The sequence below is a fragment of the Marinobacter sp. SS13-12 genome, assembly GCF_030227115.1.
Lineage (GTDB): Bacteria > Pseudomonadota > Gammaproteobacteria > Pseudomonadales > Oleiphilaceae > Marinobacter.
Genome location: NZ_JASSUA010000001.1, coordinates 2,454,742 through 2,479,635, shown reverse-complemented (window position 1 = coordinate 2,479,635; position 24,894 = coordinate 2,454,742). Strand labels below are relative to the sequence as shown.

General features: G+C 58.2%; 26 protein-coding genes. 19 read left to right on the top strand and 7 right to left on the bottom strand.

Annotation, left to right across the window (positions count from 1 at the left end):
* Window positions 1–627, bottom strand: coding sequence for a flagellar polar localization protein PocA (gene pocA / locus QPL94_RS11360; RefSeq protein WP_137434749.1), 627 nt, complete (start codon window positions 625–627; stop codon window positions 1–3).
* A 94-nt stretch (window positions 628–721) separates the two neighbouring features.
* Complete coding sequence (locus QPL94_RS11355; RefSeq protein ID WP_285357413.1) at window positions 722–3,133, bottom strand: DNA internalization-related competence protein ComEC/Rec2; 2,412 nt, start codon at window positions 3,131–3,133, stop codon at window positions 722–724.
* A gap of 80 nt (window positions 3,134–3,213) precedes the next feature.
* Between QPL94_RS11355 and QPL94_RS11350 the strand changes: the two genes are divergently transcribed.
* Window positions 3,214–3,789, top strand: a complete 576-nt coding sequence (locus QPL94_RS11350) for a DUF2062 domain-containing protein (protein WP_285357412.1) — start codon at window positions 3,214–3,216, stop codon at window positions 3,787–3,789.
* On the opposite strand, the gene QPL94_RS11345 is transcribed toward QPL94_RS11350, so the two are convergent.
* Window positions 3,777–4,487: an ABC transporter ATP-binding protein gene (locus QPL94_RS11345; protein ID WP_285357411.1), complete on the bottom strand. Its 711-nt coding sequence runs from the start codon at window positions 4,485–4,487 to the stop codon at window positions 3,777–3,779. The genes QPL94_RS11350 and QPL94_RS11345 overlap by 13 nt on opposite strands.
* Entirely contained in the window at window positions 4,480–5,721 is a 1,242-nt protein-coding gene (locus QPL94_RS11340; RefSeq protein WP_285357410.1) for a lipoprotein-releasing ABC transporter permease subunit, read from the bottom strand. The genes QPL94_RS11345 and QPL94_RS11340 overlap by 8 nt, the downstream gene beginning before the upstream one ends.
* Before the next feature lie 114 nt (window positions 5,722–5,835).
* Between QPL94_RS11340 and QPL94_RS11335 the strand changes: the two genes are divergently transcribed.
* The 9 genes from QPL94_RS11335 (at window position 5,836) to infA (ending at window position 12,692) form a co-directional block, all read left to right on the top strand.
* On the top strand, window positions 5,836–6,423 hold the full coding sequence (locus tag QPL94_RS11335) for a PilZ domain-containing protein (protein WP_285357409.1): 588 nt from the start codon (window positions 5,836–5,838) through the stop codon (window positions 6,421–6,423).
* A 92-nt stretch (window positions 6,424–6,515) separates the two neighbouring features.
* Window positions 6,516–6,824: a hypothetical protein gene (locus tag QPL94_RS11330; protein ID WP_137434755.1), complete on the top strand. Its 309-nt coding sequence runs from the start codon at window positions 6,516–6,518 to the stop codon at window positions 6,822–6,824.
* A 95-nt stretch (window positions 6,825–6,919) separates the two neighbouring features.
* Window positions 6,920–7,954, top strand: a complete 1,035-nt coding sequence (locus QPL94_RS11325) for an agmatine deiminase family protein (protein ID WP_285357913.1) — start codon at window positions 6,920–6,922, stop codon at window positions 7,952–7,954.
* Window positions 7,951–8,874, top strand: a complete 924-nt coding sequence (locus QPL94_RS11320; RefSeq protein ID WP_285357408.1) for a carbon-nitrogen hydrolase — start codon at window positions 7,951–7,953, stop codon at window positions 8,872–8,874. Before QPL94_RS11325 ends, QPL94_RS11320 begins: the two co-directional genes overlap by 4 nt.
* Window positions 8,875–8,881: 7 nt before the next feature.
* Window positions 8,882–9,793, top strand: a complete 912-nt coding sequence (locus tag QPL94_RS11315) for an AAA family ATPase (RefSeq protein ID WP_137434757.1) — start codon at window positions 8,882–8,884, stop codon at window positions 9,791–9,793.
* Window positions 9,794–9,814: 21 nt separating this feature from the next.
* A complete protein-coding gene (gene trxB, locus QPL94_RS11310; protein ID WP_285357407.1) occupies window positions 9,815–10,765 on the top strand; it encodes a thioredoxin-disulfide reductase in 951 nt (316 codons plus the stop codon).
* 202 nt (window positions 10,766–10,967) lie between these two features.
* Window positions 10,968–11,681 carry a leucyl/phenylalanyl-tRNA--protein transferase gene (aat, locus tag QPL94_RS11305; protein ID WP_285357912.1) on the top strand — a complete coding sequence of 238 codons (714 nt, stop codon included), beginning with the start codon at window positions 10,968–10,970 and terminating at the stop codon, window positions 11,679–11,681.
* On the top strand, window positions 11,682–12,395 hold the full coding sequence (locus tag QPL94_RS11300) for an arginyltransferase (protein ID WP_285357404.1): 714 nt from the start codon (window positions 11,682–11,684) through the stop codon (window positions 12,393–12,395).
* Between the two features lie 78 nt (window positions 12,396–12,473).
* A complete protein-coding gene (gene infA / locus QPL94_RS11295) occupies window positions 12,474–12,692 on the top strand; it encodes a translation initiation factor IF-1 (RefSeq protein ID WP_114613076.1) in 219 nt (72 codons plus the stop codon).
* 78 nt (window positions 12,693–12,770) lie between these two features.
* On the opposite strand, the gene clpA is transcribed toward infA, so the two are convergent.
* Window positions 12,771–15,041: an ATP-dependent Clp protease ATP-binding subunit ClpA gene (clpA, locus tag QPL94_RS11290; protein ID WP_285357400.1), complete on the bottom strand. Its 2,271-nt coding sequence runs from the start codon at window positions 15,039–15,041 to the stop codon at window positions 12,771–12,773.
* An 18-nt stretch (window positions 15,042–15,059) separates the two neighbouring features.
* Window positions 15,060–15,419: an ATP-dependent Clp protease adapter ClpS gene (gene clpS / locus QPL94_RS11285; protein ID WP_137434762.1), complete on the bottom strand. Its 360-nt coding sequence runs from the start codon at window positions 15,417–15,419 to the stop codon at window positions 15,060–15,062.
* A 329-nt stretch (window positions 15,420–15,748) separates the two neighbouring features.
* Here clpS and QPL94_RS11280 point away from each other — a divergent pair, with 329 nt between their 5' ends.
* From QPL94_RS11280 to QPL94_RS11245, 8 genes are all read left to right on the top strand, one after another.
* On the top strand, window positions 15,749–16,075 hold the full coding sequence (locus QPL94_RS11280) for a cold shock domain-containing protein (protein WP_285357911.1): 327 nt from the start codon (window positions 15,749–15,751) through the stop codon (window positions 16,073–16,075).
* Between the two features lie 194 nt (window positions 16,076–16,269).
* A complete protein-coding gene (locus QPL94_RS11275; RefSeq protein ID WP_285357398.1) occupies window positions 16,270–16,911 on the top strand; it encodes a pseudouridine synthase in 642 nt (213 codons plus the stop codon).
* Entirely contained in the window at window positions 16,908–17,357 is a 450-nt protein-coding gene (locus tag QPL94_RS11270) for an NUDIX hydrolase (protein WP_285357396.1), read from the top strand. Before QPL94_RS11275 ends, QPL94_RS11270 begins: the two co-directional genes overlap by 4 nt.
* 10 nt (window positions 17,358–17,367) lie before the next feature.
* Window positions 17,368–18,567, top strand: coding sequence for a tRNA 2-thiouridine(34) synthase MnmA (gene mnmA, locus QPL94_RS11265; protein WP_502881522.1), 1,200 nt, complete (start codon window positions 17,368–17,370; stop codon window positions 18,565–18,567).
* A complete protein-coding gene (gene hflD, locus QPL94_RS11260) occupies window positions 18,564–19,208 on the top strand; it encodes a high frequency lysogenization protein HflD (protein WP_285357394.1) in 645 nt (214 codons plus the stop codon). Before mnmA ends, hflD begins: the two co-directional genes overlap by 4 nt.
* Window positions 19,209–19,287: 79 nt before the next feature.
* Window positions 19,288–20,655 carry an adenylosuccinate lyase gene (purB, locus tag QPL94_RS11255; protein ID WP_285357392.1) on the top strand — a complete coding sequence of 456 codons (1,368 nt, stop codon included), beginning with the start codon at window positions 19,288–19,290 and terminating at the stop codon, window positions 20,653–20,655.
* 3 nt (window positions 20,656–20,658) lie between these two features.
* Window positions 20,659–21,813, top strand: a complete 1,155-nt coding sequence (locus QPL94_RS11250; RefSeq protein WP_285357910.1) for a cupin domain-containing protein — start codon at window positions 20,659–20,661, stop codon at window positions 21,811–21,813.
* Window positions 21,814–21,836: 23 nt separating this feature from the next.
* Window positions 21,837–22,802 (top strand): GNAT family N-acetyltransferase, encoded by a 966-nt coding sequence (locus QPL94_RS11245; protein WP_285357389.1) that lies wholly within the window; start codon window positions 21,837–21,839, stop codon window positions 22,800–22,802.
* Here QPL94_RS11245 and QPL94_RS11240 read toward each other — a convergent pair.
* Window positions 22,791–23,801, bottom strand: a complete 1,011-nt coding sequence (locus QPL94_RS11240) for a LysR family transcriptional regulator (protein ID WP_285357387.1) — start codon at window positions 23,799–23,801, stop codon at window positions 22,791–22,793. The two genes, QPL94_RS11245 and QPL94_RS11240, sit on opposite strands and share 12 nt — an antisense overlap.
* A gap of 261 nt (window positions 23,802–24,062) precedes the next feature.
* Between QPL94_RS11240 and QPL94_RS11235 the strand changes: the two genes are divergently transcribed.
* Entirely contained in the window at window positions 24,063–24,836 is a 774-nt protein-coding gene (locus QPL94_RS11235; protein WP_285357386.1) for a hypothetical protein, read from the top strand.
* The last annotated feature ends 58 nt before the right edge of the window (window positions 24,837–24,894 follow it).

Below are 24,894 nucleotides of genomic sequence, written 5' to 3'. Positions count from 1 at the left end.
TCAGGCTCCTTCCACGTCGATTTCGCGGTCGCCATGCACTACTTCGACCAGCTTGATGGCCTCCTGCTCCATACCCACGACCAGCTCATCCACACGGCGGATAAAATAGCGGTGACAGATGAGCGCCGGGATAGCCACGCTGAGGCCCGAGGCCGTGGTAATAAGCGCTTCGGAAATACCACCGGCAAGGTTGCCGGCATCACCGACTCCGGCGAGCTGGATCTCAGCGAACACCTTGATCATGCCGATTACCGTACCGAGCAGGCCCAGTAACGGAGTGATGGTCGCGACCGTGCCCAGCGGGTTGAGGAAGCGTTCCAGATCGTGGATGACCTGGCTGGCTTCATGTTCAATGCTTTCTTTCATGATCTCACGACCATGCTTGGCATTCATCAGGCCGCCTGCAAGGATGCGGCCCAGGGGAGAAGAGGCCTGCAGGGCCTTGAGCTTGCGTCCGTTAAGCTCTTTTTTCTTGATCCAGCGCCACAACTCGTTAATGGTGTGCTGCGGCGTCACTCTGGACGGTCTGAGAGTCCAGAAACGCTCAAGAATGATGGCAAGGGCAAGAATTGAACAGGCAAGAATCGGCACCATGAGGATGCCACCGGCTTTCAAAAGCTCGAACACGCTTGGGTCTCCCTGATTGTTGGCAAGCCGCGCTACTTTAGCATAGCTACCGGCGTAGGCCACACCCGGAATGTCACGGTTTTTATACGGGACATCAGCGGCTTTCCGGTTTGCGGATCCAGAACGGCGTCTCTGCCCTCGCCTCGGTTACCGACATCCCGCCTTGCTGCCATACAAGACGCAAGGCACCAGAGGTGGCTGTGTTCAGTATGTGGCTGCCAGCAGAGAGATACCGGCCCACCACATCCGGGTGAGGATGTCCGAAGCGGTGCCGGTAACCGGCGCTGAACACCACAAGATCCGGCGTCATCTGCTCTACCCATCGCCGGGACGACGAGGTTTTGCTGCCATGGTGGGGCGCCAGCACCACACGAAACCCGGCTGCTTCCTGCGCTTGACCTGCGATGAACCTGCTCTCTGCCCTTCGGGTAATGTCCCCGGGCAGCACCACCTCGACGGCCGATGACGCAGACCGAATGGTCAGCACGCAGGAGGCATCGTTGCTATCTACCTTCTGGCCGCTGCCAGCCTCACCGGGGCTGCGCCAGAAGGAGATATCCAGACTGCCCATGGTCTGGCTACCGCGTTGAGCACAGGGTTGCACCGGCACACCGGAACCACCAGGCAGCATGACTGCAACCCGCTCGGGCTCTCCGGTGACCACCTGCCCTACACCAAAGTTTTCAAACAACAGAGGCAATCCGCCGGCATGGTCGCCATCGCCATGACTGATGACCAGGGTATCGATGCGCCGGACGCCCAGTTCTCGGAGATTGGGGATCAACACTGAATCAACCGCGGAATAAATGCCTTCCAGCGCAGGGCCGGTATCGTAAACCAGCACCTGGTGCTGGTCCCGCACCATCACGGAAAGCCCCTGCCCCACATCCCACACCCAGAGTTCCGGATCGTCTACCGGCATGTTCTGGGCACCGCCGGGCGCCCCCGGGACCAACGCCCCTGTTACCCATACAACAACCACGCAAACCGTTGCCAGGCGAAAACCACGAAATGGCACCAGCAATGCCAGCATTACCACCACCGCCAGCAACAGAAGCGTCGGTACGCCCGGGGTGGGCATGGTAACGTCCATATCAGCCAGCCATGCCAGCCCCTCCCAAAGCACACCGAACACCATGTCAAAAGCCTTGATGACGATGCCGTCGGCCAATGGGGAAAGCCCCATGACCAGCGCCCCGAGCACCAGCACCGGCATAACCACCAGCGATACCCAGGGTATCGCAAACAGGTTGGCCACAAAGCCAATCAATACTTGGGACTGACCAAGAACCGCCAGAATTGGCCAGAGTGCAGCAAACACAGCGAATTGAGCCAGCAACAGCCCCTGAAGCCACCCTGCCTGTCGCAATCGCAGGCTGAACAACACCACAAGAACAGAAACCGCGCCAAAGGAAAGCCAGAAACCCTGGTCCAGGGGCGAAAACGGATCGCTCAGCAACACCACAAACAGTGCGCCCAGCAACCCTGTGAATGCTCCGGTCTTGCGTGCCCCCAACAGCACCCAACCGGCGATAACGACCATGATCAGCGCCCGCCGGGTGGGCACGGAAAAACCGGCCGCAAGCGCATAAGCAAGGCTGGCAAGAGACACGCAGAGAAAGACCAAGCCTCGAAGTCTGGACGGCGATATCCGGCCCTGTGGCAGGCAGAGCAATAATCGCCGGCAGAAGAAACCGGCGCCAGTGGCAATCAGACCGAGGTGCAGGCCCGAAATAGCCACCAGATGAATGGTACCGGTCGCTTTGAGGACATCCCAGTGCGCGGGCTCCATATGTCCGCGGTAGCCAATCATCAGGGAGGCTATAAGCGGGAAATGCCGGGCACCGGACAGCCGTTCCGAGACCGCGTGCACAAGGCTGTTGCGCCAGCCGTGGTATTGGCAGCGGAACGGACAGTCAGAACGGCTGTCCGGAACCAGGTCACGGACGGTGCCGGTGGCGCCGAATCCCTTTCGATACAGCCAGGATTCGTAGCGAAAGCCCTCGGGATTCACCGAGCCATGGGGGCGTTTGAGAACCACTTTGAGCCTGAGCCGTTGGGAAAGGCTGGTTGTTGCCGCCTCGCCATACCAGGCAAGACGCAGTTTCTGTGGCAGCCCTGGCGAATCCGAAGCATTGGAATACTCCGGCAGGTGCCATCGATCGACACAGAATGCAAAACGGACACTGCTGAAACTGCCAGTGGAGGGAACGTCACAGAGATAGCCAGACACCTCCAGAATCTCGCCCTCCAGACTGGCGGGAAGCGTACCCTGTTGGCGGACATCGGCCTGCCAACCGGCCCACAGCATGCCGGAAAGAACGCCTGCGACCAACATTGCCCCGATCCTGTGTAGTGGCGAGGTGGCCACCAGCAACGTCAGAAACGGGATTACCATCGCGGAAATCAGCCAGTGCAGAGGTGGCAAGAGCGCAAGGCTATACAGTAAGATAACGCCGCAGGCGAAGCCCGCGAGGCCAATCCTGGCCATAAAACTTCCGGACAATCCTTGTCCTCCTGATAGTTGGTCCTCTCCGGGCGCTGCGTATTCCCGGAACCATGATCCTGAGCAGGCAGAACTTCCCGATGCCAAAGAAGTTCATGAAACGATACCTACCGTCGCCGGAAAAGGTGCGCGCGATCGAATCGCTGCACTTTCTGGGCGATATACTTCATGAACCCAACCTGTGGCACATCAACCGGCACAGTGTTGCCCGCGCTTTCCTGGTGGGCATCTTCCTGGCCATTATTCCCATGCCCTTCCAGATGCTCGCAGCCGCTTTGTTTGCCATCTGGTTCAATGCCAACCTGCCGCTTTCCGTTGTACTGGTGTGGATCAGCAACCCGGTAACCATGCCCCCCCTGTTCTATTTCAACTACAAGGTCGGGGCCTGGATTCTCGACCGGCCGGTGCTGAATTTCGAGTTCCAGCTATCCTGGTCCTGGCTCAGTGGGCGGCTGCTGGACATCGGCATCCCCCTGTATCTGGGGTCACTTCTGGTAGCCACCCTGTCGGCGTGCCTGGCTTACCTCATCATCCAGTTCCTTTGGCGCCGCAAGGTCCGCTCTGACTGGCAGGATCGCAGATCGGTACGCATCCGCCATCGACGGCTGGCAAGGCAGGCCCGGCGACAGCGGCACAGCGACAGTCAAAGCTCCTGAAACAGCTCTCCCTGCTCCAGCCGCAATACCCGCCCAAGACTTCTGGCCATCTTCATGTCATGGGTGACCAGCACAAAGGCAATTCCGATCTGGTCCCGCAGTGACTCAATGAGGTCACGAATACCCTCACCTGTCTGCTCGTCCAGATTGCCCGTGGGCTCGTCCATCAGCACACATTCAGGCTCATTCACCAGTGCGCGAGCGATGGCGACCCGTTGACGCTCGCCTCCGGACAATTCACCGGGCTTGTGAGCCAGCCGATGCCCCAGGCCGACGCGCTCGAGTATGGCGCTTGCCTTGGCGGACGCCGGCTTAACCCCCAGTCCTCCCAGAGCGCAGGGCATCATCACGTTTTCCAGCGCGGAAAACTCGGGAAGCAGATGATGAAACTGATAGACAAAACCCAGATGACGATTACGGAAGCGAGCCCGCCCGGCCTCGTTCATGCGGTGGATATCCTGACCGCATATTTCGATGTGGCCGGAAGAGGGTTTGTCGAGCCCGCCGAGAAGATTCAGCAGGGTTGTTTTCCCGGCGCCACTGCTGCCAACAATGCCGATGGATTCGCCGGCAGACACCCGCAATGAAATGTCCGAGAAGATGGTGAGCTTGCCGGGGCCTTCATTATAGGTGCGGGTGACCTTGTCGCAGTCAATTACCAGTGGCTTTTCGCTGTTCATGGTTGCTGAATCACTCATAACGCAATGCCTCCGCCGGATCCACGCGAGATGCACGCCACGCCGGATAAATCGTTGCCAGCAGGCTCAGCGCAAGGCCGGCCCCGCTGATAATCCACACATCCTGCCACTGCAGCTGGGAAGGCAGGTAGCTGATGAAGTACACGTCCGCACTGAGGAACTGGTGGCCCATGAAGGCTTCCAGCCAGGCGATGAATCCACTGATGTTATAGGCGCCAAACACGCCGAGGGCCGTGCCCACAATCGTACCTGTAATACCGATAACGGCGCCCTGGACAATAAAGATGCGCATGATCCGGCCGGGAGTGGCACCCATGGTGCGCAAAATGGCAATGTCAGCCGTTTTGTCGGTCACCACCATGACCAGGGTGGAGACAATGTTGAAGGCTGCCACCGCAACGATGAACATCAGCAGCAGGCCAATCATGGTTTTTTCCATGCGGATGGCCTGGAAAAGGTTGCCGTGGGTGCGAGTCCAGTCGGAGATATAATGGCGGCCACTGAGTCCTGTTGCCACTTCCCTGGCCACGTTCGGGGCCTGGAACAGATCGTCCACCAGCAGGCGCACCCCCTCGGCCTTGCCACCGGTGCGCATGAGCTTGGAGGCGTCATCCATGTGAATCAGGGTGTAGTTGCCATCCAGTTCTGCCCCGACACTGAACACACCCTTGACCGTAAACCGCTTCAGACGCGGCAACACACCGGCGGGCGTCACGGTGGCTTCCGGCAGAACCACGGTAACCTTGTCACCGATTTGCAGCCGGAGCGCAGACGCCATCAGCTTGCCGATGATAATCCCGAATTCGCCCGACTTCAGATCATCCAGGCCACCTTCGATCATGTGATTTTCAATGATCGATACACTGCGCTCCTGCTCCGGAAGAATGCCATTGAGCATTACTCCGCGGACATCGCCGCCACCGGTTACCATACCCTGTCCCTGGATATAGGGCGCGGCGGCAATGACCGATGGGTGCTGCTCAACCTGGCGATCAACATCTTCCCAGTCCTGAAGCACACCGTTCGCCTGAATGGTGGCATGGGGCACCATACCCAGAATCCGCTGCTTGAGTTCGCGGTCAAAGCCGTTCATCACCGACAGAACGATGATCAGCACCGCAACGCCGAGCATCAGGCCGATCATGGAAGTGAGTGATATGAATGAAATAAAGTGGTTACGTCGTTTGGCTGCGGTGTACCGCAAGCCAACATACAGTGATAAGGGTCTGAACATTGGGAGGAGCCTGTCGCTACCTTCTGGTCTGTCGAAAATCCTGCCCCGATACGGAGCGGCAGGAAGCTGCTAAACTTCTATCAGGAAACAATAATACCGCGTTATGGAGCCCCGATGCCTGCAACGACACCCGACAATAACCCGGCAGAGATCCCCTCTGATCGCAGGGACTGTTTTCGTATCAGCGATCATATCGGACTGGAAATCCGCAAGCTCGGCTCCGATGACGCGAACAAGGAAAACCCCTTTAACGGCAGCCACCTGGAGAGCCTCCGATCCGAATTCCGACGCCTCGATCAGGATGTCCGGGCACAGTTGGCCACCCTGGCAGAGCGAGACCGCCTGCTGACCTCACTGATCAAGTCACTCAATGGGAAGCTGGATACGCTGGCGCGCATTATGGCCTTTGAGCAAAATCCGTTGCAACCTGAAGACTGGCAAGACGTCACACTCAGCGAGGGCGGCCTGTCGTTCCATACTGCAACCAACAGCTTCGTGACAGACGAGAGGCTCGCGCTGCGTATGACCCTTCCCCCGGAGCTGTTTCAGCCGGTAGGCATTGCGCGGGTAATCAGTGTTGAGCCGGACGGAAGCGGAGGCGCCAGGGTGCATACGGAGTTTACCGACATCCAGGATGGTGACCGGCAGCAAATTGCCCGCCATGTGATGCGCTGGCAGATTCGGCAACGGCAAAAAGAATAAACTGTCCACAAATCACCGAAATCGGGCTGACTTTTGTTAGTCTTTGTCAGATATTACGTTTTATCAATGTAACGCCAGGGAGTAAGCCACTGATGAAAAAACGCACAATAAAAGCTGTCTGTGCCGCCACCGCCTTCACCGCACTGGCGATCGGACCTCTGACCACGGTTGTTGCCGAAGAAGTCCGTGTTCCGGTGAAGTCACAGGCCGAACGCAGCTCCCAGGCAGACCTGCCCCGCACCGGCATGAGCCAGTCAGGCGTTCGTGATAGCTGGGGGAACCCCCTGCAAATCACGGGGCCTGTGGGCGACCCGCCCATTTCCCAGTGGCACTACAACGATTTTGTCGTGTATTTTGAAGGCGACAGGGTCATTCATGCGGTGCTTAAGCCCCGACGTTGAAAAATCATTCAATTATGTCCTGACGCAACCCCTCCTGTTCGTTAGAATGTCGGTTTTTGGATAAAGGTGTTCGCAACTTGACTTCCAGACCTGTGATGCCCGCAGAGTGGGCACCCCAAAGTGCCGTAATGCTGACCTGGCCCCATCCGGGAACCGACTGGAGCGGCAGCCTCGCCGAGGTGGAACCTGTGTTCCTGGACATTGCCCGGGCCGTGCTCCGTTTCGAGCATGTCGTTCTCAGCTGTGAGCATGTGTTTCGCCTGCAGGAGCTGGAACGGGAGCTCAACGACTATGCGCAGCAGCAGGGGCTGCCCGGGCGAGTTGTTGCAGTACCCGCTCCTGCCAACGATACCTGGGCCCGTGACCATGGCCCCATCGCCATTTACGGCGTGGATGGCCCTGAATTGCTGGATTTTCGCTTCAACGCCTGGGGCAGCAAGTTTCCCTGGGAAAAGGACGACGCCCTCAACCGCCACCTGGCGAATTTCGGCAGTTTTGGCACCACTCAGCTGGTACCCGTGGAGTTTGTCCTTGAGGGTGGTTCCATCGAATCCGATGGTCAGGGAACCATACTGGCCACCAGCGAATGCCTGCTGACTCCCTCCCGTAATCCGGCGATGGACCGCGCTTCCATTGAGCACCTGCTAGGGGAAACCCTGGGGGCTGAGCGAATGCTGTGGCTCAACCACGGTTACCTGGCCGGTGACGACACCGACAGCCATATCGACACCCTCGCCCGTTTCTGCGCGGCGGATCATATCTGTTATGTGGCTTGTCCCGATGTCAGCGATGAACATTACAGCGCCCTCGCTGCCATGGAGGAAGAGCTGCAACAGTTCCACCAGGCCAATGGCCAGCCTTACAGACTCACTCCGCTACCCTGGCCTGACGCGATCCATGGTGACGACGGTGAACGCCTGCCGGCTACCTATGCCAATTTCCTGATCATCAATGGGGCCGTTCTGGTGCCGGTCTACGGTGTTCCCCGGGATGAAGAGGCCCTGGCTATCCTGGCCGGCCTCTTCCCCGACCGGGAGATGATTCCGGTTAACTGTCGCCCGCTGATCAGACAACATGGCAGCCTTCATTGCGTTACCATGCAGATACCCGCAGGAGTTGTGCAGGCATGATCCGTCCCACCCCGGCCGGCGCATTGGCCATTGCCGCTGTTCAGCAAGCATGCGACGCCAACAAGGACACCAGTCTGGCCACTAGTGAGCGCCTGGTCCGCCAGGCCGCGAAAGACGGCGCGCAACTGGTCGTCTTGCAGGAGCTACACGCCACCCTGTACTTCTGTCAGACCGAAGACACCTCGGTGTTCGAACTGGCAGAACCCATACCGGGCCCCACCAGTGACCGGTTGTCTGCCCTGGCAGCAGAGCTCGGGGTTGTCCTGGTGGGATCCATATTTGAGCGGCGGATGAACGGCGTCTACCACAACACCGCCGTGGTCTTCGAGCGCGACGGAAGCATTGCCGGTCTGTACCGCAAGATGCATATTCCGGACGACCCGGGCTTTTACGAAAAGTTCTACTTCACGCCCGGCGACGCCAGCTTTAACGATGGCACCAGCGGCTTCACCCCGATCGACACCTCGGTTGGCCGCCTGGGTGTGCTGGTGTGCTGGGACCAGTGGTACCCGGAAGCTGCCCGCCTGATGGCCCTGGCCGGCGCCGAAGTACTGATCTACCCCACCGCCATCGGCTGGGATATCACTGATGACCCCGAGGAACAGGCCCGCCAGCTCGAGGCCTGGGAGACCGTTCAGCGTGGCCATGCGGTGGCCAACAACCTGCCCGTTATCGCCCCCAACCGCATTGGTACCGAGCCAGACCCCTCCGGACAGTCGGACGGTATCCGCTTCTGGGGCAACAGCTTTATCTGCGGTCCCCAGGGGGAGTTCCTGGCGCGAGCTGACGGCCACTCGGAAACCATACTGTCCACGACGATCAACCGCTCACGCAGTGAATCGATTCGACGCATCTGGCCGTATTTCAGAGACCGACGCATCGACGCCTATGGCGACATTCTCAAGCGGGTTAGGGACTGAGCACTGCATGAAGAAACTGACGGATACGGTTATCCGCGAGCTCAACAGCATACTGCTGGGCAAAGATCACCAGGTTCGCCTGTCACTTTGCGGCCTGCTGGCCCGGGGCCACCTGCTGATTGAAGACATCCCCGGGATGGGCAAAACCACCCTGTCTCATGCCCTGGCCAAAGTCATGGGCCTGAGCTACCAGCGCATCCAGTTCACCAACGACCTGCTGCCAGCAGACGTGCTCGGCTTCTCCATGTACGACAAGGAAGCCGGTAGCCTGGTGTTCCACCCGGGCCCGATCTTCGCCCAGGTGGTGCTGGCCGACGAAATCAACCGTGCCTCCCCCAGAACCCAGAGCGCACTGCTGGAAGCCATGGAAGAGCGGCAGGTATCCATTGAAGGTGAAACGCGGCCATTGCCGCACCCGTTTTTTGTGATTGCCACCCAGAACCCCATTGAGCAGGGCGGTACCTACCCGCTACCGGAATCCCAGCTTGACCGCTTTCTGATGCGCATCCGGCTGGGCTACCCCGATCCCCGCGCCGAGCGTGAGTTGCTGGAGGGAGAGGACCGCCGGGCAATGACCGATCGCCTGCAGTCCATCCTTTCCGCAGAGAACCTGCAAACCCTTCAGGACGCCGTCAACCGGGTAACCACCAGCCCCGCGCTGCTGGACTATGTACAACGACTGCTGGATCAGAGCCGCCGCATGCCGGGACTGCTCTACGGCCTGTCACCCCGCGCCGGCCTTGGGCTGGTGCGCGCCGCCCGGGCCTGGGCCCTGATGGACGGCCGCCATCACGTATTGCCGGATGACATCCAGGCCGTATTTCCCGCAGTTGCAGAACACCGCCTGGAACAGGGAGAATCCGGAAAGAGCGCTGAACGAATCAGGCAACTTCTGACCTCCGTATCTGTCATTGAATAAATCGTTAACGAGAGACCCCCAATGAGCGAAACCAAGCACTCCCGACTGATCATCCTCGGCTCCGGCCCGGCCGGCTACACCGCAGCCGTTTATGCGGCCCGCGCCAACCTCAAGCCGACGTTGATCACTGGCATCGAGGTGGGTGGACAGCTGACCACCACCACCGACGTAGACAACTGGCCAGGTGATAACGACGGCGTGCAGGGACCGGAACTGATGCAGCGCATGCTCAAACACGCCGAGCGCTTCGAAACCCACGTGGTCTACGACACCATCAACGAAGCCGACCTGCGCAACCGCCCCTTCCGCCTCAAGGGCGATAACGGCGAATACACCTGCGACGCCCTGATCATCGCTACCGGCGCCTCCGCCATGTACCTGGGCCTCGAGTCCGAAGAAAAGTTCAAGGGCCAGGGCGTCTCCGCCTGCGCCACTTGCGACGGCTTCTTCTACAAGAAACAGAAAGTCGCCGTCATCGGCGGCGGCAACACCGCCGTCGAAGAGGCCCTGTACCTCTCCAACATCGCCGACGAGGTCACCCTGGTCCACCGCCGCGACAGCCTGCGCGCCGAGAAAATCCTGCAGGACAAACTGTTCGAAAAAGCCGAAAACGGCAACGTCAACATCGTCTGGGACCACACCCTCGATGAAGTCCTCGGCGACGGCACCGGCGTTACCGGCATGCGCATCAAAAGCATGAAAGACGGCTCCACCCAGGACCGCGACCTGGCCGGCGTCTTCATCGCCATCGGCCACAAACCCAACACCGACCTGTTCACCGGCCAGCTGGACATGGAGAACGGCTACATCAAAATTCGCTCCGGCCTCGAAGGCATGGCCACCCAGAGCAGCGTACCCGGCGTCTTCGCCGCCGGCGACGTAGCCGACCACGTCTACCGTCAAGCTGTCACATCCGCAGGCTTCGGTTGCATGGCAGCCCTGGACGCAGAAAAGTTCCTGGACCAGGACTAAGCTTAATTGAGTAACCAATTCGGGAACGGTCCCGGGCAGGCAACTCCCAGGCCCGAAAAGGCGGGTGGGCGCGGATGTCTGAAACTGTGCGGAGCCATGGATGGCGGAGCCCAAGCGCCACATGGATGTGCTTGAGCGTGTTTCAGACATCCGTGCCCACCCGCCGACACCACCAACACGCAAACCCGAACTCTGGACCCAGATGACCTCACTACCCTGGCTAGAACAAGACCACCTCTGGTTCCCCCCCGCCGAACAGGCCCTCGACGACCCCGACGGATTGCTGGCCATCGGCGGCGACCTGTCCACCGAACGCCTCAAACTGGCCTACCGCAGCGGCATCTTCCCCTGGTTCAGCGACGACCAGCCCATACTCTGGTGGTCCCCCGACCCCCGATGCGTCCTGTTTCCCGAGGAAATCCACATTTCCAGAAGTCTGCGGCGAACGCTGAACAGCGGCCACTTCACCATCACCGCAGACCAGGCCTTCCCCCGGGTTATCCGTCTGTGCGCCAACACCCGCGCCGAAGGTACCTGGATCACCCAGGATATGATCGACAGTTACGGCCACTTGCATAAACAGGGCGTGGCACACTCCATTGAAGCCTGGAATCCCCGGGGGGAACTGGTGGGCGGCATGTACGGCCTGGCCATTGGCCGCTGTTTTTTCGGCGAATCCATGTTCTCACTGGAAACCAACGCCTCAAAAGTTCTTATGGTCCACCTGGCCAACCAGCTCAGGGTGTGGGGCTACCACATCATGGACTGCCAGGTGGAAAGCGGGCACCTGCTCAGGATGGGCGCCCGCTGTATCCCACGTAGCGAATTTTTATCTATACTCAGGACATGCGTCGACACTAGTCCGGAACACGACCACTGGGACTTCCAGTGGCAGTGGCCCGGCCCGGAGGTGTGAATGAGCAATCTCAGGACCCTGGTATTTTTTGCCACGCCGGCCCATGACTGCAGCTACCTGCCTGATCGTGAAGCAACCACCATGTTCGTCGACCCGAGGGCACACGTTGATAAGCGGTTATACAGCCAGTTGACCGCCCTGGGGTTCCGCCGCAGCGGCTCCCATTATTACCGCCCTCATTGTGAGCACTGCAATGCCTGTGTTCCGGTCAGACTGAAAGTGGATCAGTTCCAGCCAGACCGCGGGCAGCGCAGAGTAATGAAGAAAAATGCCGACCTTGACTGTAGAATGGTCCGGGCTACCTTCTCCGAGCGATACTACAGCCTGTATGCCCACTATATTGAACAGCGCCACGCTGACGGAGACATGTACCCGCCGTCCCGGGAGCAGTTCATGTCCTTCCTGGTGGAAGGGGCTACCGATTCCTGGTTTATTGAAATCATGGATAATGAAAAGCTGGTCGGTCTGGCCGCCGTGGATATGCTCGATGAGGGGCTATCGGCCATTTACACCGTGTTTGATCCCGCCTACGAGCACCGCAGCCTGGGCACCTTTGCAGTACTCTGGCAGATAGAAGAAGCGAAACGGTTAGGGCTTCCCCACCTGTATCTGGGTTACTGGATTGAAGAGTGTCGGAAAATGAACTACAAGACCCGTTTCCAGCCTATCGAAGCCCTGCGGGACGGTCAGTGGCGCACGATGGACGTTAACTGATTTTGCCAAATGGCGATAAATCAGGCAGAATTGCGCAATTTAAAATCACAGCAAGCCAATTTACGAGGTTTTTACTGAATGGCAAAGTCAGATGCTATTGAAATGGAAGGCGTTATTGTTGACACCCTTCCGAACACCATGTTCCGCGTTGAACTAGAAAACGGTCATGTTGTTACCGCTCACATCTCCGGCAAGATGCGCAAGAACTATATCCGCATCCTGACAGGCGACAAGGTCAAGGTGGAACTGACCCCTTACGATCTGAGCAAGGGACGCATCGTATACCGCGCCCGTTAATAGCCTTATGACAAATAAAAAGCCCCGGTGCTACCACCGGGGCTTTTTTGTCGCATAGCCTGTTCCGCTTCGGCCTTCTCAGACCGCCTCGGCCGGCTCGTCCTCATACTCGAAATGCAGTTCATCGTCCTTGAGATGAATATGCACGTCACCGCCACGTTCCGACAGGCGACCAAACAGGATCTGTTCAGCCAGAGGCCGCTTGATCTTGTCCTGGATCAGGCGTGCCATCGGGCGGGCGCCCATGGTCACATCGTAACCTTTCTCTGCCAGCCACACCTTCGCAGCATCATCCACATGAAGCACAACGTGCTTCTCGTCCAGCTGGGCCTGCAGTTCGGTGAGGAACTTGTCCACCACGTGGGTGATGGTGGCCGGCTGGAGATCGCCGAACTGGATTATGCCATCCAGACGGTTGCGGAATTCCGGTGTGAAGGTTTTGGTAATGATTTCCATACCGTCACTGCTGTGGTCCTGCTCACTGAAGCCAATGGAACGGCGAGCCATACTCTCGGCACCGGCGTTGGTGGTCATCACCAGGATCACATGGCGGAAATCCGCCTTGCGGCCGTTGTTATCCGTCAGCGTGCCGTGGTCCATTACCTGCAGCAGCAGGTTGAAGACTTCCGGATGGGCCTTTTCAATCTCATCCAGCAGCAACACACAGTGTGGATGCTTGCTCACGGATTCCGTCAACAGGCCACCCTGGTCGTACCCTACATAGCCCGGAGGGGCACCAATGAGCCTCGAGACGGTATGGCGCTCCATGTATTCCGACATGTCGAACCTTACCAGCTCGATGCCCAGCACCTTGGCGAGCTGCTTGGTCACTTCCGTCTTGCCTACACCCGTGGGGCCGGCGAAGAGGAAGGCACCTTCCGGTTTTTCCGGTGCCTTCAGGCCGGCGCGAGCCAGCTTGATGGCTGTGGACAGTGACTCGATGGCCGGATCCTGACCGAAGACCACCATCTTGAGGTCCCGCTCCAGGTTGCGGAGCAGATCCTTGTCGCTGGTGGACACGTTCTTCGGCGGAATACGGGCGATGTTGGCCACCACATCCTCGATTTCCGACACGTCCAGGGTTTTCTTGCGCTTGGCGATCGGGAGCAGACGCTGATGCGCACCGGCTTCATCGATAACATCGATCGCCTTGTCCGGCAGATGACGATCGGTGATGTAACGTTCCGACAGTTCTGCCGCCACGCGAAGCGCCTGGTCGGTGTATTTCAGGTCGTGGTGCTTCTCGAAGTGGGGCTTCAACCCTTTGAGGATCTGGTAGGTATCCTCAACACTGGGCTCGTTCACATCGATTTTCTGGAAGCGACGGGCCAGTGCGCTGTCTTTTTCGAAGATGCCACGGAATTCCTGGAACGTGGTGGAGCCGATGCAACGGATTTCCCCCGAGCTCAACATGGGCTTGAGCAGGTTGGAGGCATCCATGACACCGCCGGAAGCGGACCCGGCACCGATGATGGTGTGGATCTCGTCGATAAACAGGATCGCGTGCTTCTCTTTCTTGAGCTCCGCAAGCAAGCCCTTGAGACGCTTCTCGAAATCGCCCCGGTACTTGGTTCCTGCCAGCAATGCACCCAGATCCAGCGAGTAGACCACGGCATCCGAGATGATATCCGGCACCTGGCCATCCACAATCCGCTTGGCCAGACCTTCGGCAATCGCGGTCTTGCCCACGCCGGCTTCGCCCACCAGCAGCGGGTTATTCTTGCGACGGCGAACCAGGATCTGCACTACCCGCTCAACTTCATGTTCACGGCCGATCAACGGATCAATGCGACCCTGACGTGCCTGCTCGTTGAGATTGGTTGCGTAGCTTTCCAGCGGTCGTGAAGCACCGCCTTCTTCTCCGGCTTCCTCGTGAGAAGCCTGGTCATGACCTTCCTGATCCTCGGCACCCTGAACGCGGGAGATGCCATGGGAAACAAAATTCACCACGTCAATGCGGGCAATGCTCTGTTTCTTGAGCACATAGACCGCCTGGCTTTCCTGTTCACTGAAGATAGCCACCAGCACGTTGGCGCCGGTCACTTCTTTCTTGCCAGAGGATTGCACGTGAAAGACAGCACGTTGAAGCACGCGCTGGAATCCGAGCGTGGGTTGCGTTTCCCGCTCGCTGTCGTTGCTGGGGATCAGTGGTGTGGTTGAATCCACAAACTCTACGAGTTCTTCCTGAAGCCGGGCCAGATCTGCACCACACGCTTTCAGGACGCCCACTGCCGAATCGTTATCGAGCAAGGCCAGCAAAAGGTGCTCAACGGTCATGAATTCATGACGCTTGTCACGGGCACTTTTGAAAGCCGTATTCAGTGTAATTTCAAGATCTTTGCTCAGCATGGGCCACCCCAAGGTCTATCAGTCCGCACGTTCAATCTCGCAAAGGAGCGGATGCTCGCATTCCGAAGAATACTGGTTCACCTGTGCCGCCTTTGTTTCCGCGATGTCCCGGGTATATACCCCGCATACGGCTTTTCCCTGCGTATGGACGAGCAGCATCACCTGCGTCGCCTTTTCTTCATTCATTCCGAAGAATGTCATCAACACATCCACAACGAAATCCATGGGTGTGTAATCGTCGTTCAGAAGCAGCACCCTGAAGCGTGCCGGACGCTTGAGAGCAGGCTTCTCGGGAGCAACGCTGACGTCGTCCTGACGCCCGGGCTGTTCGTCCTCTCCCTGATTTAATACTAGTAGAGAATTCTGGATAGTCCGCATGATTCTTTACCGGAAATCGGTGCCTCTTCCTAAAGATGGTTGTCTGCCGCCCGGTTTTCAAGGTGCTTGAGAGAACCTGGCGTGCGCTGGTTATCAATAACGTCATGATACAGGCTCAGGCCCCGGTTCAACCATACATTCCCGCTATAACTGCTATTGACTCCAGGAGGATATTGGTCAACAGTACGTTAACAATGTAAAATATTGTAAATTGGCGTACGGGCTCTGTTACACAAGCCTGTGACAACCCGGTATCCGTGCAAGGCAAAACGCTCGGTGAAAATATCAATAACAAAGACACTGACAGTGAAAGAACAGGGGAGTTCATCATGCCAAGAGGCAAAGTAAAGTGGTTCAACAATGCCAAGGGTTATGGCTTCATAATCGAAGAGGGCGGCAGTGACGATCTGTTTGCTCACTTCTCTTCAGTGCAAATGGAAGGTTACAAAACCTTAAAGGCCGGCCAGCCCGTCACCTTTGAGAAAAAACCCAGTGACAAAGGGATCCACGCGGTCAATATTGTCCCTGAAGAGCAGCCGCAAAAGCAGGGTTCGTCGGAAAGCACTTCCGAAAAGAAGCCCGGCAGTGACAGTAGCGATGCCCGGCAGAACCAGGGCAGCGACTATCAGGATCAGCCTCGCGCCGCGAACGCCTGACTGTAACCCCCGTACTGTCGGCTGACAGCACGTACTGCCCTGCCGCCGAACGACACCGCAACTGCGCAAGCAGTTTGCGGCCTTGTCTTCGTATGCATCTGAATCAGAGTCGGCTCGCGCTCATCCCCCTCTGATTCAGGGCCATTTCTGGCATACTACCCACTTCCATCCTGATGCGAAGGTCCCACGCAGCAATGGCAATGCTGATCCTGTTTAACAAACCTTTCCGGGTTATGTGCCAGTTTACCGACGAAAAAGGCGGTACCGACGGCAACCGCCGAGCCACCCTGGCAGACTGGATCAACGTCCCTGATGTCTACCCTGCCGGCCGTCTGGACTTCGAATCCGAGGGCCTTTTACTGCTGACGGACAATGGTCAGCTGCAGCATCGCATCGCGTCTCCACGGCAAAAAATGCCAAAAACCTACTGGGTTCAGGTGGAGGGCGACATATCCGACGATGCACTGCAGCAACTGCGTAAAGGGGTTGAGCTGAAGGATGGCAAAACCCGCCCTGCAGAGGTGACACCCATGGAACCACCGGACCTCTGGCCGCGGAACCCGCCGGTCAGGTACCGGGAATCGGTTCCGACCAGCTGGATTCAAATGACCATTACTGAGGGCAGGAATCGTCAGGTTCGACGCATGACCGCCGCCGTAGGCTTCCCTACCCTGCGACTGGTTCGCTATGGTATTGGAGACTGGTCCCTGGAAGGGCTCGCGCCCGGAGAATCCAGGGCCGTAACCGTTCACGCGCCGGCGACCCGTTCGCAGAAAACTGAACGAAAGCCAATAAAGTCCCGTAAACCGTCCACACGGAGAAACTCTCGCCCATGACCTGGACGCCCCACGCCACTGTTGCTGTTATTGTTGAAGATGCTCAGGGCCGATTCCTGCTGGTGGAAGAAGTCAGTCACGGCCAGGTTGTTTTCAACCAGCCAGCGGGGCATGTGGAGGAAGGCGAAAGAATCATTGATGCCCTGCTCCGGGAAACCCTCGAAGAAACCGGCTGGAAGGTGGAGCCAGAGTATTTCCTTGGCGTTTACACCTACAAAGCGCCGGCAAACGGCGTTACCTACTACCGTTTCTGCTTCTCCGCCAGGGCGCTGACCAGGGTCAGCCGGGAACTGGATGATGGCATTATTGCCGCTCACTGGCTGACTCCGGAGGAAATTCGTCAGCAGTCCGACAAGCTTCGCAGCCCGCTGGTGATGCAGTGCATAGACGATTACCGAAACGGGCGCCGCTTTCCCCTGGATGTGATTGTCGAACCGCAGACGTAACCTGGCTTAAATGCTAGAATCCGCCCCTTTGAACCCGACAGACCCAGACATGACTAAAGCACCTGAAAATACCCGAGTGATTGTCGGCATGTCCGGCGGCGTGGACTCTTCCGTGGCAGCCTGGCTCCTGAAAGACCAGGGCTACCAGGTGGAAGGCCTGTTCATGAAAAACTGGGATGAGGACGACGGCACCGAATACTGCACTGCCATGACCGACCTGGCCGACGCCCGGGCGGTGGCGGACACCATTGGCATCACCCTTCATACCGCCAGCTTTGCGGCGGAGTACTGGGACCGGGTGTTTGAGCACTTCCTGTCTGAATACAGGGCCGGCCGGACCCCGAACCCGGATATCCTGTGCAACAAGGAAGTGAAGTTTCGCGCCTTCCTCGACTATGCCGTTACCCTGGGTGCCGACTACATTGCCACCGGTCATTATACCCGCCAGCGCCCCCTCAACGATGGCAGCGGCAAGGCTGAACTGCTTAAGGGGCTGGATCCCAACAAGGACCAGAGTTACTTCCTGCACGCAGTCTCCGGCGATCGTATCGCCCGCACCCTGTTCCCGGTGGGCGAACTGGAGAAGCCGGAAGTTCGTCGCATTGCCGCCGAACAGGGTTTCATTACCCATGACAAGAAGGATTCCACCGGTATCTGTTTTATCGGCGAGCGCAAGTTCCGGGATTTCCTGAAGCAGTACATTCCTGCCCAGCCAGGCAACATTGAAACGCCCGATGGTCAGATCATTGGTCGTCATCAGGGCCTGATGTATCACACCATCGGCCAGCGTCAGGGGCTGGGTATTGGCGGCCTCAGTGAGTTCGGCGACGAGCCCTGGTACGTTGCGGAGAAAGACCTGTCCCGCAACGTGCTGATTGCCGTTCAGGGTAAACACCATCCCCTGCTGTTCTCCCGTGGCCTGATCAGCGGCCCGGTGGACTGGATTGCGGGCGAACCGCCGGCGGCGGAATTCCGTTGCAAAGCCAAGACCCGTTACCGCCAGCCGGATCAGGACTGCGTGGTCACCGCCCTCGATAACGGATTCAGGGTGGTGTTTGACGACGCCCAGCGGGCCGTCACGCCCGGCCAGTCGGTGGTCTTTTATCATGGCGAGGTCTGCCTTGGTGGTGGGGTTATCGAGCAAACCTGGCGGGACAGCGAGCAGGAGCCGGCAGCGGCAAACAACACGTCAGAGGGAGCCGGCGCATGAGCCGATCGATACACGACCAGACCCTTGCCCTGGCAGGGGTTTTTCAGGCCTCGGCGCTGGTGCAGCAAGTGGCCCATTCCGGCCAGTGCGCGGAATCCAGCTTTGAAACCTGCATGCGCTCCCTGTTCGCCACACAACCCGAGACCACCCTGGATGTGTATGGTGGCGAACTGAAAGACCTGCGGGAAGGCCTGTCCACGCTGTCCAGTGTTCTCAGCCAGCAAAGCAAGCAGCAGGATATCGAAGTGTTGCGCTACGCCCTGAACCTGATCAACCTGTCATCAAAACTGCGTCGTAACAACGATATGCTGGATGTGATCGGCAGCCGCATCGACCAGGCCCGACACACGGCCAGCCATTTCGGATACAGCCACGGCAACCTGGTTGCCAACCTGGCGTCCATCTATGCGGATACCATCAGCACCTTCCGCCAGCGCATACAGGTTACCGGAGAGCCCACTATTCTCCAGCGTGAGGAAAATGCCGCCAAAGTGCGCGCCCTGCTCCTTGCCGGCATACGTTCCTCAATACTCTGGCACCAGACCGGCGGACGCCGCTGGCAGCTTATTTTCAACCGCCGCAAGGTCATCATGACCGCCCGAGAACTGGCCGAGAAGGCTAACCGCTCGGTTTACGACTGAATCCCGACCGTCGCTGGTGTATCATATGCGCCCCCTGTTTTTCTTTTTTCCGATTCTTTGATGACTTGAGAGGTTTTCGATGGAACTCAACGCCCTGACCGCCATCTCCCCGGTGGATGGACGCTATGGCAGTAAAGTCAGCGTTTTCCGTGACATTTTCAGTGAATATGGCCTGATCAGGAACCGCGTGACCGTCGAACTCCGCTGGCTGCAAAAGCTCGCCGCCCATCCCGGGATTACCGAAGTCCCTGCCTTTTCTGCCGAAGCCAATCAGTACCTTGATGACATGGTCTCTGGCTTCAGCCTCGCCGATGCGGAGCGGATCAAGGGCATCGAACGCACCACCAATCACGACGTCAAGGCGGTGGAATACTTTATCAAGGAAAAGATCGCGGAAGTCCCGGAACTGCACGCTGTCACCGAATTCGTGCATTTCGCCTGCACCTCCGAAGATATCAACAACCTCTCCCACGCCCTGATGTTGCGTGAGGGGCTGGACCATGGCCTGCTTCCGGCCATGGACCGGGTGGTCGATCGGCTGGCCGAGCTGGCCCATGAACATGCCGAGCAGCCCATGCTGTCCCGCACCCATGGCCAGACCGCGTCGCCGTCGACCGTAGGCAAGGAACTGGCCAACGTGGTGTATCGCCTGCGCCGCCAGATGAAACAGATCCGTAGTGTGGAGCTCATGGGCAAGATCAACGGTGCCGTGGGTAACTACAACGCCCACCTGTCGGCCTACCCGGCCATCGATTGGTCACAGAATGCGAAGGACTTTATCGAGAGTCTCGGACTGGACTGGAACCCCTACACCACCCAGATCGAGCCCCACGACTACATCGCGGAGCTTTATGATGCCATTGCCCGCTTCAACACCATTCTGATTGATCTGGACCGGGATATCTGGGGCTACATTTCCCTGGGCTATTTCAAGCAGAAGACCGTAGAAGGCGAAGTAGGCTCGTCCACCATGCCCCACAAGGTCAACCCCATCGATTTCGAGAACTCCGAGGGTAACCTGGGCATCGCCAATGCCCTGTTCAGCCACCTGTCCGCAAAGCTGCCGATTTCCCGCTGGCAGCGTGACCTGACCGACTCCACGGTTCTTCGCAACCTCGGCGTCGGTTTCGCTCACAGCCTGATCGCCTATGAGGCGACACTGAAAGGCCTGAGCAAGCTGGAAATCAACCCGGCGCGGCTGAACGAAGACCTTGACCATGCCTGGGAAGTACTGGCGGAGCCCATTCAGACCGTCATGCGCCGCTATAACATCGAGAAGCCTTACGAAAAACTCAAAGCGCTGACACGCGGCAAGGCCATGACGCCGGATGTTATCAAGGCCTTCGTGGAGTCGCTGGACATTCCCGACGCCGCCAAGGCAGAACTGATGGAACTGACACCGGGCAGCTACATCGGCAATGCCACCCAACAGGCGCGGGATATCTGAATGATGAAATTGCCCGGCGGAATGCCCGCGGACGAATTCCTGCGGAACTACTGGCAAAAGAAGCCGCTGGTGATCCGCCAGGCGTTTCCGGGCTTTGAGTGCCCGGTATCGGCGGATGAACTGGCCGGGCTGGCCTGTGAGGAAGCCGTCGAATCCCGCATTGTCATCGAGAACGACAACGGCAAGCCCTGGCAGTTGCACAATGGCCCCTTTGAGCCAGAACGCTTCAGCAAGCTGCCTGAAAGCCACTGGACATTGCTGGTGCAGGGCCTTGACCACTGGGTTCCGGACATATCGGACCTGCTGGACGAATTCCGCTTCGTGCCCAACTGGCGGCTGGACGACATCATGGCCAGCTACGCACCCAAAGGCGGCAGCGTGGGCCCCCACTATGATCAGTACGATGTGTTCCTGCTGCAGGCCCAGGGCCATCGGCGCTGGACCTTCGGCGGCCACTGCGATCACACCTCACCCCGGGTGGACGGTACACCGTTGCGGATTCTCAGTAGCTGGGATGGCGAGGAAACTGTGACCCTGGCGCCAGGCGACATGCTCTACCTGCCACCGGGCATTGGCCATCACGGCGTGGCCGAGGATGACTGTATTACCCTGTCCGTTGGCTTTCGTGCGCCCACCATTGACGATGTGCTCACAGGCTTCACGGACTTCCTGTGCAGTCAGTCGGATGCCTCAAAACACCTGAATGATCCGGACCTGCAGGTGCAGAATAATCCCGGCGCCATCGCTCCGGCAGTGATCGACCGCCTTGATCACGTGATTCGCGAAAAGCTCACCGACAGGCGCCAGTTGGCGCTGTGGTTTGGTCAGTACTCCACGCTTCCCAAGAGCCTGGATATTGTAGTGCCGGCGGAAGAACCCGTGACACCTGAACTGCTCGGTGAACTTATAGCAGCCGGCAACCCGTTGCGCTGGAACGAAGGCTCCCGCTTCGCCTACCATGAACTTGGGGACGAAACGGCCCTGTTCGTGGATGGCGAACAGTTCCTGCTCCGTGGCGATGCCCGGCCTCTGGCACCCCTGCTATGCGCCGGCGCCAGACCGGATATGTCGGAACTGGCCGCATTTGTTGCCGGCGACGACACCATCGCGGGGCTTCTGAGCAACCTCGTTAACCAGGGTTCGCTGTATTTCGAGTAAGAGTGAGGGCGAGAGAGAACAGCATGAACGTAAGGATTCGCAAATACAGCTGGCAATTGGCGCCGGCCGACATACGGACCATACGTCAGGCCGTCTTTGTGGAAGAACAACGGGTTCCACCGGAACTGGAATGGGACGATACCGACGAGATCGCTGACCATTACCTGGTGGTACTGCCCGATAACACTCCCGTGGGGGTCGGCCGGCTGTTCTCTACCCTCGAAGAAACCGCCCATATCGGGCGCATGGCTATTCTACCCGGCCATCGCGGCAAGGGCATCGGCGAAACCCTGTTACGCCACCTGGTGTCTGAAGCAGCCAGCCAGTTCAGCGAACTGCAGCTTTCTGCACAGGAACATGCGATCCCCTTCTACCAGCGCTCCGGCTTTCACGTCTGCTCGGACTTCTACGACGACGCCGGGATCCCCCACGTGGATATGCGCTGCCTGGCGCCACAGCTGGTGAGCGGTGCTTTCGACACCCGTCAGACCCCCATGCTATTGGGAGAGGATCACGACGCCTGGCTGTTCGACAGCGAGAGCACCATGACCGGGTTGATGGATTCCGTTATCGGCCAGGCCCGCCAGCGAATCTGGCTGTATGACCGCCTGCTCGACCATGATCTCTATGATCGCCTGCGTTTCCGGGAGCTGATCTCCACCCTCGCCCGCCGCCACCGGCTCAGTGAGGTGCGCCTGCTGATTCACGATGACAAGCCGCTGGTGAAACACCGACACCAGATTGTGGAACTGATGCGCCGGCTGCCCAGCCGCATCGAACTGAGACTGGTCAATGAGGACTACCCGGTGGAAGACCGGCCCTTTCTGCTGGCTGACCGTGAGGGCGTGGTATTTCGGCATGATTTCTACAGGCCTGAAGGCTTCGCCAGCTTTTGCGACAGTGGCCGTGTGAAGCTGCTGGCAGAATCTTTCCAGCGCATGTGGGATGCCGGCAAACGTTCGCTGGAGTTACGAGAACTACCGCTCTGAGTGGTGAATGCCGGGAACCTCGGCAGATTCAAACTGCGCCCCGAACGGGGCAAACTCTGCATCCACTTCTTCAGCCACTTCGGCAATCAGCTTGCGCAGCCACTGGTGGTCCTTGTTGTGCTGCAACAGCGGGCTCCAGGCCATTTTCAACTCGAACGGCGGAATTTCGAACGGCGGCACCTTGACCACCAGATTGGGATTGTCTTTCTGCAGCCAGGCGGCGCGGGACGGCAAGGTGGCAATCAGATCGTGCTGTTCTGCCAGTAGCATCGCCACCTGGTAATGCCGGGTGAAGACTGAAATCTGGCGTTTCCGGCCCATCAACGACAGTGCCTCATCCACCCAACCCAGACGCTGGACATCCTTCGGGTTCACCCCTACACCGACTCCGAAACCGGTCTTGCTCACCCATATATGGCTGGCGTCCAGATAGGTGTCCAGAGTGAACGGTTGTTTCAGAATCGGGTTGCGCGCATTCATCAGGCAGGCGAAATATTCGGTCCACAGGGTTTTCTGGTGAAACGACTGGGGGATCTTGTCAAAGCGGTTGATGGCCATATCCAACCGCCCCTGCTCCACATCCAGGAAGCTGACGTCACTGGGGGTGAGAACATCCAGGGTAACGTGGGGTGCTTCCTGGCGAATCCGCCGCAGTACCCGTGGCATGAGGCAGGATTCGGCGTAATCACTGGCCATGATGCGGAATACCCGCTGACTTTCCATGGCGGCAAAGGCGGTTTTCTCATGAACTGCCTGCTCAATATCCGAGAGAATGCTCCGCACCAGTGGCTGCAGCTCAGTCGCACGCTCCGTTGCGGTCATGCCCTCACTGGTCCGGACCAGCAACGGATCACCAAACAGGTCCCGCAGCCGTCGCAGGCCATTGCTCATGGCCGGCTGTGTAATGCCCAGATGGTTCGCCGCCTTGGTGACATTCCGCTCTCTCAGAAGCACATCGAGATAGACCAGCAAGTTCAGATCAACCCGTGAAATATCCATACCCTGGCACCTGTTTATTGACCAGCACTGCCTGTCACGGGGACACTGTCTCCTGAACACAGCGGCGGTTTTATTCACAGAAATAATAGATTGCAGCGTATCAATTCATCGAAATGATATAAAGCCAAAATTGTTCACATTTCAAAACGGAATCGTCTCCGGTTTTCTGCTAGTCTTTCGGATACTTGCTGGATTTCTCCGGTTTATTTGAGTCACCGGAGCCCCCAGTGGCCGTCCATAAGCCGGAGCTTTTGCCATAGAATGGATACCACAATGATTGTGCTGCTACTGGCAGCTGTCGTTATCATTTCGATTGTTATTATTGTGGCCAGCCAGATGCGGGAACGGGCCCGTATTGAGCGTGCACGGAAAATCACTGCGCTCGAAGACAGTTACAATCGCGCCAACCGCCTGCTTTCCGAGATTCCGGGCCAATACCTCACCACTGATCTCAAACTGCTGTTGATCAGGCGCATGGAGGAAACCTGCAAGGACCTCAAGGCGCTCAAGTCCGACCAGCCCGTCAGTGAATGGCTCAGTGCTACTCAACAACTGAAAAAGGCGGTAATGGACAACGAAGACCGGCGCCCTCCCGTCAAGATCGATTCGCCCGAGAAGTCCAGCTATGTCAAAGAGCTGCTGCAGAACCTGTTCAAAATGATTGAAGGTATGCACAAGGCCGGAAAGATCGACAGCGCCACCGCCAAGAAGAACCTGAAGTTTGTATTGTTCCTGGTACACAAGACTCACGCCGACCTGCACGTATTTCAGGCCCGCGATTATGTGAAGCAGAACCAGATTCGCAAGGCGATTCACGCCTATCATCTGGCCAGCACTGAAATGGGCAAGTCCAGGGACAACCCCATGGCCATGAAAGCGGTCAAGAGTTTCCGCACCCGCATCAAGGAACTGGAAGCCATGAAAGATGATGAGTCGCCGGGCAGCAGAGCTGAAGGACAATCGCGCCTGGACCGCGAATGGGATACCTTCCTGCACGATGAGGAATGGCGCAAGAAGGCCGACTACGACGATTAGCCACGGGGCAGTGGCTCATCCACACCATCTGAAACGCTGATAAACAGGGACTGTAGAT